Origin of the sequence: Galbibacter sp. (assembly GCF_035306585.1) — a bacterium.
Lineage (GTDB): Bacteria > Bacteroidota > Bacteroidia > Flavobacteriales > Flavobacteriaceae > Galbibacter.
The window spans coordinates 21,981-29,619 of record NZ_DATGNU010000115.1 but is presented as its reverse complement, the minus strand read 5'-3'; the positions used below and the strand labels follow the sequence as shown (position 1 = coordinate 29,619).

Sequence of the window (7,639 nt, the reverse complement as noted above, 5' to 3'; positions counted from 1 at the left end):
CTTGGGATGTTGGATAGTTTGGATGAAGGAGAATACATACTTGATGGCGTACCCATTAAGAATCTTAATGAAACCAAGGCTGCAAATTATCGCAATAAATTTCTAGGCTTTATTTTTCAATCATTTAATCTTATCAATTATAAATCAGCATGGGAAAATGTTGCTTTGCCGCTTTATTATCAAGGAGTCAATAGAAAAGAACGAAAAGAGCGTGCAGTAAAGCATTTGGCCTCTGTAGGACTGGAACCATGGAAGGATCACTTACCTAGTGAATTATCAGGTGGACAAAAACAAAGAGTCGCAATTGCTCGAGCTCTTGCTGCTGAGCCTAAGGTGATGCTAGCCGATGAGCCAACTGGTGCTTTGGATAGTAAAACCTCTTATGAAGTCATGGATTTGATACAAAAGATCAATGATCAGGGCAAGACCATATTGGTGGTAACTCACGAGGAGGACATTGCCCAAATGTGTAAACGTGTGGTCCATTTAAAAGATGGCCTAATTGTGGAAGATACAGTAGTGAACCAAGTTAGAGCTTCAGAGCATGTTTAGTAGAGATCTCTGGTCAGAAATATTTCACAGTATTAGAAGTAATAAGCTTCGTACATTCCTTACTGGATTTTCGGTGGCTTGGGGTATCTTTATTTTGGTGCTTCTACTTGCCTCGGTTAATGGAATGCAAAATGGTTTTATGAAGCAATTTGGGGATGATGCGACCAACTCGATTATTATCTTCCCCAGCTCCACCACAAAAGCTTATGGAGGTTTTGAGAAGGGGAGAAGAATTCAATTAGATAATGAAGATGTTGATTTTATAAAGGGAAGTTTTCCTGGATATTATCAATATATATCGCCTCGCTTTTCTAAAAGCATGGATGCAAGACATCTTTCAGAACGGGGTAATTACACGGTGAATGCCGTTAATCCTGAGAATATATTTATAGAAAAGGTAACGATCGATAAAGGCCGTTTTATTAACGCTAGTGACATGAGAAACACCTCTAAGGTGGTGGTCATGGGAACTGTCGTGGCTCAAGAGTTGTTCAAAGAGGAAGATCCTATTGGAAAGAATGTTGTTTTAAATGGACTATCTTATAAAGTAGTGGGAGTGTTCTCCGATGATGGAAATGAACGCTCAGAACGAAATTTATTTGCACCTCTGACCACCTTACAAAGACTCTATAGCAATACCACTGATGTGGATCGCATTTCGTTGACCTACAATCCGGACTTTAACTATGCAGAGGCTATTAACTTTTCAGATATTCTTGAGCAGTCATTAAAAAGGCGACTTATTATAGACCCAGACGATCAAGGTGCATTGTATATCAATAATTACGCAGAAGGGTTTGCTAATGTTGCAAACTTTACTGGGATGCTATCTATGATTAGTATTGCTATTGGGATGCTTATATTAATTGCGGGGATTGTAGGGATCGGTAATATCTTGGTTTTTATAATCAAGGAACGAACTAAAGAAATTGGTGTTAGAAAAGCTTTAGGTGCTAAACCGTTTGATGTCATTAAACTAGTTTTAATGGAATCTGTTATTATCACTTCGATCTCTGGACTGGGAGGGATGATGTTCGCCATGGGATTGGTGTCGTTAATTTCACCGATAGTCGATGCGCCAGCCTTCTCTAACCCATCGGTAGACAATGCAACGGTAATAACCTCCACCATTGTACTGATCATGGCAGGTCTTTTAGCAGGATTAATTCCAGCGGTAAAAGCAGCAAAAGTTAAACCAATTGTAGCACTAAGAGCAGATTAACTATGGGACTATTTGATAAAGATCTATGGAGTGAGGTCTTCAGTACACTGACCAAAAATATGCTTAGAACCATTCTTACGACCTTGGGTGTTATTTTTGCGATCATCATTTTGATCCTTTTACTTGGCGCCACCACAGGGATGTCAAATGGATTTAATAAAATATTTGCTGGGACCGCTGCCAATAGTATGTTTATGTGGAGTCAATCGACCTCTATGGCCTATGGCGGGTTTGAGCGAGGACGACATATTGATTTCACCCTTGAGGATGTCGAGTTGATCAAGCGTCAAGTAGATGAAGTGGAATTGATTTCACCTCGAATTCAGCTAGGTGATTTTGGTGGAACCACTTCAGTTATGCGCAATGGACAAAGTAGTGGATCTTCAGTCTATGGAGATTACCCTTCGATTGACCGGGTTTCCAAAAAACGAATAGTAGAGGGCCGTTTCCTGAATCAAAATGATATGGATGAGGCTAAAAAAGTCTGTGTCATTGGAGTAGACACCTATAAACTACTCTTTAATAAAGGTGAGAATGCGATTGGAAAAACCATACAAATTAATGGGATCTATTTCTCTGTCGTTGGTATCTATAAGAAAAATGACAATATTAATTTTGAAGGAGAAAACGCTGTATTTGTACCTTTTTCTACCTTTCAGCGTGCCTTCAATACAGGAGATAAAATTGGATGGATGGCTATTTTAGTCGATGCCGATAAAGAGGTGTCTGTTGCAGAGACGAAGATTAAAAATCTAATGAAGCAAAAATACAATGTGCATCCTGATGATATCAGGGCTTTTGGATCCTTCGATTTATCAGAAGTATTTAAAGGGATCAGTGCCTTTACTATGGTATTACAAGGGTTTGCTTTTTTTGTTGGGATCTTCACCCTACTAGCTGGGGTGATTGCGGTGAGTAATATTCTGCTCATTACGGTAAAGGAAAGAACCAATGAAATTGGAGTCAGACGAGCCTTAGGAGCTACACCTAAGGTTATTAAGCGACAAATCATCCTTGAATCCATCGTGCTGACCACTTTTGCTGGACTTATTGGATTTGTGATCTCTGTGGCTTTATTACATCTGTTGGATTATAAATTCGGATCTTCTACAGAATTTCCGTTTACCAATCCTACAGTAGGAATAGGTCAGATTGTGATATCATTTGTACTGATGATCGGTCTAAGCATGTTAATAGGACTCATACCGGCCAATAGAGCCGTCAAAATAAAACCAATAGAAGCATTAAGAGAGGAATAAATAACTACAACCATGAAGAAAATTTTTAAATACGTTTTAATTGTTATAGGAGTACTTTTAGTCCTATACGCTGTGGCTAGAATATTAAAGACCAATAGTAAACCTGCGGTTACTTATGATACAGCCGTTGCCACTGAAGAAACGATTACCAATAGAGTACTGGCTACTGGAAAGGTAATACCAGAGGACGAGGTGCTTATTAAACCACAAATCTCTGGAATTATTGAAAACATTCTGGTAGAGGAAGGTGATCAATTAAAATCAGGAGACCTTATTGCTACTATTAAAGTAGTTCCTAACGAACAGTCTCTTGTGAGTGCTAGAGGCCGCGTTCGAAATGCGGAAATTGCCTTAGGGAATGCACAAATTGAATATGATCGAAATAAAAAATTATTTGATAAAGGGGTGGTAGCAAGTCAAGACTTCCTAGCCATCGAATTGCAGTATAACCAAGCCAAACAAGAATTGGAAAATGCTAGAAATGATTATCAGATCATTCGGGTGGGATCAGCTGGCGGATCTGCAACAGCCAACACGAATATTAGAGCTACCGTCGATGGAACTGTTTTAGAAATCCCTGTAAAGGAAGGGGATCAGGTGATCGAGGCAAATAATTTCAACGATGGAACCTCTATTGCTACTATTGCGGATATGTCTAAAATGATATTTGAAGGACAAGTAGATGAAGCGGAAGTGGAGAAGCTAGAAATAGGAATGCCCATTAGTATTAAACTAGGTGCTATGCAATCACAAGATTTTGATGCTAAACTGAAGTTTATTGCGCCAAAGGGTGTTGAGGATCAAGGGGCTGTACAGTTTACCATCGAGGCAAATATAGAAATACCTGATAGTGTATTTATCCGTGCGGGTTACAGTGCCAATGCATCCATCATCCTTGAGAAAAAAGAAAATGTTTTAGCCATAAAAGAGGCTTGGCTGCAGTTCGATAAGGAAACGGAAAAACCCTATGTAGAAGTGCAAGTGGGGGAGAATGAATATGAACGAAGAGATCTAGAATTAGGTGTTTCTGACGGGATTAATGTGGAGGTAATTTCTGGGCTTACCGCCTCTGACAAGATCAAGGTTTGGAACAAAATAGAACCTATGGAGAAGGAAACAGAAGAAAATAATTCCTAAGTGAAAAACAGCTAAGACAACATTTATGAAGTTTAAAATAGTATTAGTAGCCACTTTGGCCATGGCCTTTAGCCATGCACAGGATAAAAAATTATGGACCCTGGAGGAATGTGTGCGCTATGCAGAGGAGCATAACCTAACCATTCAACAAGCAGAACTTGATATGGAGAATGCTGCGATCGATAAATCGGACGCTATCGGGAATTTTATTCCAAGTTTAAACGCGCAAGCATCCGCTTCTTCCAGTACTGGGTATTCTATTGATCCAACGACCAACAGTTTTGTAAATCAAAAGTTTTTTAATGTAACCCCTTCCATTTCATCCTCCTTAACGCTTTTTGATGGTTTACGAAATTTTCATCAATTGAATCGTGCAAAGCTATATGCCCTCTCGGTACAATACCAATCCGAGGACATAAAGGATGATATTCGGTTGGCGGTAGCCAATGCTTATCTTCAGATTCTTTCTAATAGAGAAACACTCAATGTGTTTAAAGCGCAGTACAGATCTACTCAGCAGGATCTAGAACGCACCAACGAACTTGTGGAAAATGGAGTGCTTCCCAAAGGAGATCTATTGGAGATTCAGGCCACTGCAGCCAATCAAGAACAACAGATTGTAGCTGCCGAAAACAGTGTGCTTATTGCTAGAATTTCGCTAGCACAACTACTTCAGATTACGGATTATCAAAACTTTGATGTAGTTGATCAAGGATATATGATTCCTGATGATTCCATTTTGGAGGTTCCTTTGCAGGAGATTTATGAAAAGGCCACTACGGTGATGAATAGTATTAAATTATCACAATCAAAAGTTGAGGTAGCAGAAAAAGACCTAGATATTGCCAAAGGGGCAAGATACCCTACCTTATCTGCCTTTTTTCAGTACAACACACGGTATTCTGATAATGCTGTTTATCCAGGATTTGAGGACCCCAATACGGGACAGTATATTCCTGGCAGAGAAATTGATTTTATAGATCAGTTGTGGTTGCAAGATGGTTTTTCATATGGAGTTCAAATAAATATTCCAATACTCAATGGATTCAATGTCAGAAATACCATTAAAAGAAATAAGATTTCAGTAGCGCGTGCTAAACTGCAATTACAGCAGGATCGCTTGCAATTGGAGACTGATGTAAGTCAGGCGTATGTGGATGTCCAGGGCTCTTTTAAAAGCTATCAGGCTGCAGATAAAACGGTGGAGGCAAGACGTACCGCGTATCAATATGCCCAGGAACGATATAATGTAGGTTTGATGAATAGTTTTGATTACTCACAAGCCCAGGCGCGACTCGATGATGCCGAAGCTACACTGATCCAAACCAAATACGATTATATATTTCGATTGAAGCTCTTGCAATTTTATTATGGAATTCCTTTGGAACAATGGTAGAAAGTCACCTACTTTTGTAGTATGTCGATTCTTTTACATATTGAAACCTCTACCACTAATTGCTCTGTGGGTATAAGCCGAAACGGCGAGGTAGTTGCTTTAAAGCAGCAAAACGATGCCAATTACAGTCATGCCGAGAATTTGCATCTATTCATCATAGAGGTTCTTAAGGAGGCGGGATATACCCCAGGTGAATTGGAGGCCATTGCAGTGAGTAAGGGGCCAGGATCTTATACAGGATTGCGTATTGGAGTCTCCACAGTAAAAGGGATGTGCTTCGCATTAGACAAGCCCTTAGTAGCCATTGATACCCTCGAGATCCTAGCACGGCAATATGTGGTCGAAGATAGTTCCAATGATTTTATTGTGCCTTTAATTGATGCCAGACGAATGGAGGTATATTCTGCAGTATTCGATTTTAATTACAACAAGCTGCGTCAAACGGAGGCTGAAATAATTAATCCAGAATCGTTTAAGGATTATTTAAAAGAGGCAAAGGTACATTTTATAGGTGATGGAGCGGCGAAATGTAAAGGAGTGATTACCCATCCTAATGCTGTTTTTACAGAGGAGATTCTTTACCCATCAGCAAATGAAATGGCTACCATCGCTACAAAAAAGTACAAAGCAGGCGATTTTGAAAATCTCGCCTACTTTGAACCATTTTACCTTAAAGATTTTATCGGAGTAAAATCTCGAAAACAATCTTAATAGTTTAATTCTCTTTTGGGTTCTTTTTGAATTTCCACTTGGTGAGGGTATGGAATTTCGATTCCCTCCTGATCAAATTTCACTTTGATAGTTTCGAGTACATGCCAGCGGGCATCCCAGAAATTATCATTAGTTGCCCAGTAGCGAAGTGAAATATTCACAGAGCTCTCTGCTAACTCCTCAACCATTACAGAAGGAGCAGGGTCTTTCATGATCTTGTCACAAGAATGAACGATATCCAAAAGTACTTCTTTTGCCTTTTTGATATCGGAATCATAAGAGATTCCGGTAGTGATGGCTTCTCTACGAGTGGATTCAGCACTGTAATTTACAATGTTTTCGTTTGATAACTTCCCATTTGGAATGATGGCCAATTGATTTCCAAAGGTATTTAAAGTCGTATTGATGATTCCGATTTCTTTGACTGATCCAGAGAGTCCTTGGGCTTCAATCCAATCACCTACTTTGAAAGGTTTAAAAATTAAAATAAGTACTCCTCCAGCAAAATTTGCTAAAGAACCTTGTAGCGCTAAGCCAACTGCTAAACCAGCGGACGCTAAAATTGCTGCAAAGGAGGTGGTTTCAATACCAAGAGTACCGAGGACCATAAGGATGAGAAGAATTTTAAATAGCCAGTAGAGTAGGGCAGCAATAAAGCCACGAAGACTAATATCGTATTCCCTTTTGAGCATGACGCGTTTGGCTATTTTTAGAATCCTTGTAAAAATCAAGTTTCCAATAATCCATAAGATGATAGCCATGATCACCTTTGGCGCATAAAGTAATGCCAAATCTATGGCATGTTCTAACCATTTTTCTGTATCCATATATTCTATATTTTGTAAGTCCACTACCAAAGGTAAAAGCAAAATACCAAATAGAAAAGGAATATTAAAAATACTGCCGAATGTTAACATTCGGCAGTACACAGTGAATTGTGGAATTTACGATAACTTGTTATTCAATCTCGAAGGTGATTTTGACATTTACTCTGAACTGATCCACCTCTCCATCTTTTATTGTGACACTTTGTTCGTTTAGATAGACCGACTTTATGTTTTTTACCGAAGTTGAGGCTTTTTTAACCGCGTTTCGGGTGGCATCTTCCCAACTTTTATTAGAATTCGCCAATACTTCAATAACTTTTAATACTGCCATGACATTTGGTTTTTTAGAATTAATATTATGATTCTCTTAAAGATACTATAAAAAAATTAAATTTTCCGAAATGAAAACCTTAATACGAAATGAATTAGGTCATTTTTGGTTGATTTTGATAGGGGATTTCAACTGTCCTGTTGCCGAATTGAACAATAATTTTAAGCGGATTGCCGTATGGTATAACCAAAAGCATTGGTACTG

Annotated in this window: 8 protein-coding genes; 6 read left to right on the top strand and 2 right to left on the bottom strand. The window is 38.9% G+C overall.

Going from position 1 to position 7,639, the window contains the following annotated elements:
* The 6 genes from VKY50_RS10650 to tsaB all read left to right on the top strand — a co-directional run.
* Positions 1-552 (top strand): ABC transporter ATP-binding protein (locus VKY50_RS10650; RefSeq protein ID WP_324301656.1); only part of this gene is annotated, 552 nt, incomplete at its 5' end.
* A complete protein-coding gene (locus tag VKY50_RS10645) occupies positions 545-1,774 on the top strand; it encodes an ABC transporter permease (protein ID WP_324301654.1) in 1,230 nt (409 codons plus the stop codon). The genes VKY50_RS10650 and VKY50_RS10645, both read left to right, overlap by 8 nt.
* Positions 1,775-1,776: 2 nt before the next feature.
* Positions 1,777-3,033: an ABC transporter permease gene (locus VKY50_RS10640; protein ID WP_324301652.1), complete on the top strand. Its 1,257-nt coding sequence runs from the start codon at positions 1,777-1,779 to the stop codon at positions 3,031-3,033.
* Between the two features lie 12 nt (positions 3,034-3,045).
* Entirely contained in the window at positions 3,046-4,170 is a 1,125-nt protein-coding gene (locus tag VKY50_RS10635; RefSeq protein ID WP_324301650.1) for an efflux RND transporter periplasmic adaptor subunit, read from the top strand.
* 25 nt (positions 4,171-4,195) lie between these two features.
* The gene (locus tag VKY50_RS10630; RefSeq protein ID WP_324301648.1) at positions 4,196-5,566 is read left to right on the top strand and encodes a TolC family protein; all 1,371 of its coding nucleotides are present in this window, start codon (positions 4,196-4,198) and stop codon (positions 5,564-5,566) included.
* A 21-nt stretch (positions 5,567-5,587) separates the two neighbouring features.
* Positions 5,588-6,277, top strand: coding sequence for a tRNA (adenosine(37)-N6)-threonylcarbamoyltransferase complex dimerization subunit type 1 TsaB (tsaB, locus tag VKY50_RS10625; RefSeq protein ID WP_324301646.1), 690 nt, complete (start codon positions 5,588-5,590; stop codon positions 6,275-6,277).
* On the opposite strand, the gene VKY50_RS10620 is transcribed toward tsaB, so the two are convergent.
* Both VKY50_RS10620 and VKY50_RS10615 read right to left on the bottom strand, forming a co-directional pair.
* Positions 6,274-7,104, bottom strand: a complete 831-nt coding sequence (locus tag VKY50_RS10620; protein WP_324301644.1) for a mechanosensitive ion channel family protein — start codon at positions 7,102-7,104, stop codon at positions 6,274-6,276. The genes tsaB and VKY50_RS10620 overlap by 4 nt on opposite strands.
* 130 nt (positions 7,105-7,234) lie before the next feature.
* On the bottom strand, positions 7,235-7,435 hold the full coding sequence (locus VKY50_RS10615) for a dodecin family protein (protein ID WP_324301642.1): 201 nt from the start codon (positions 7,433-7,435) through the stop codon (positions 7,235-7,237).
* Between the last annotated feature and the right edge of the window lie 204 nt (positions 7,436-7,639).

Excerpts from the sequence above, each read along its gene's own strand:
- VKY50_RS10635 (WP_324301650.1), top strand. The coding sequence starts at position 3,046 with ATGAAGAAAATTTTTAAATACGTTTTAATTGTTATAGGAGTACTTTTA.
- VKY50_RS10645 (WP_324301654.1), top strand. The coding sequence starts at position 545 with ATGTTTAGTAGAGATCTCTGGTCAGAAATATTTCACAGTATTAGAAGT.
- VKY50_RS10620 (WP_324301644.1), bottom strand. The coding sequence starts at position 7,104 with ATGGATACAGAAAAATGGTTAGAACATGCCATAGATTTGGCATTACTT.
- VKY50_RS10615 (WP_324301642.1), bottom strand. The coding sequence starts at position 7,435 with ATGGCAGTATTAAAAGTTATTGAAGTATTGGCGAATTCTAATAAAAGT.
- tsaB (WP_324301646.1), top strand. The coding sequence starts at position 5,588 with ATGTCGATTCTTTTACATATTGAAACCTCTACCACTAATTGCTCTGTG.
- VKY50_RS10640 (WP_324301652.1), top strand. The coding sequence starts at position 1,777 with ATGGGACTATTTGATAAAGATCTATGGAGTGAGGTCTTCAGTACACTG.
- VKY50_RS10630 (WP_324301648.1), top strand. The coding sequence starts at position 4,196 with ATGAAGTTTAAAATAGTATTAGTAGCCACTTTGGCCATGGCCTTTAGC.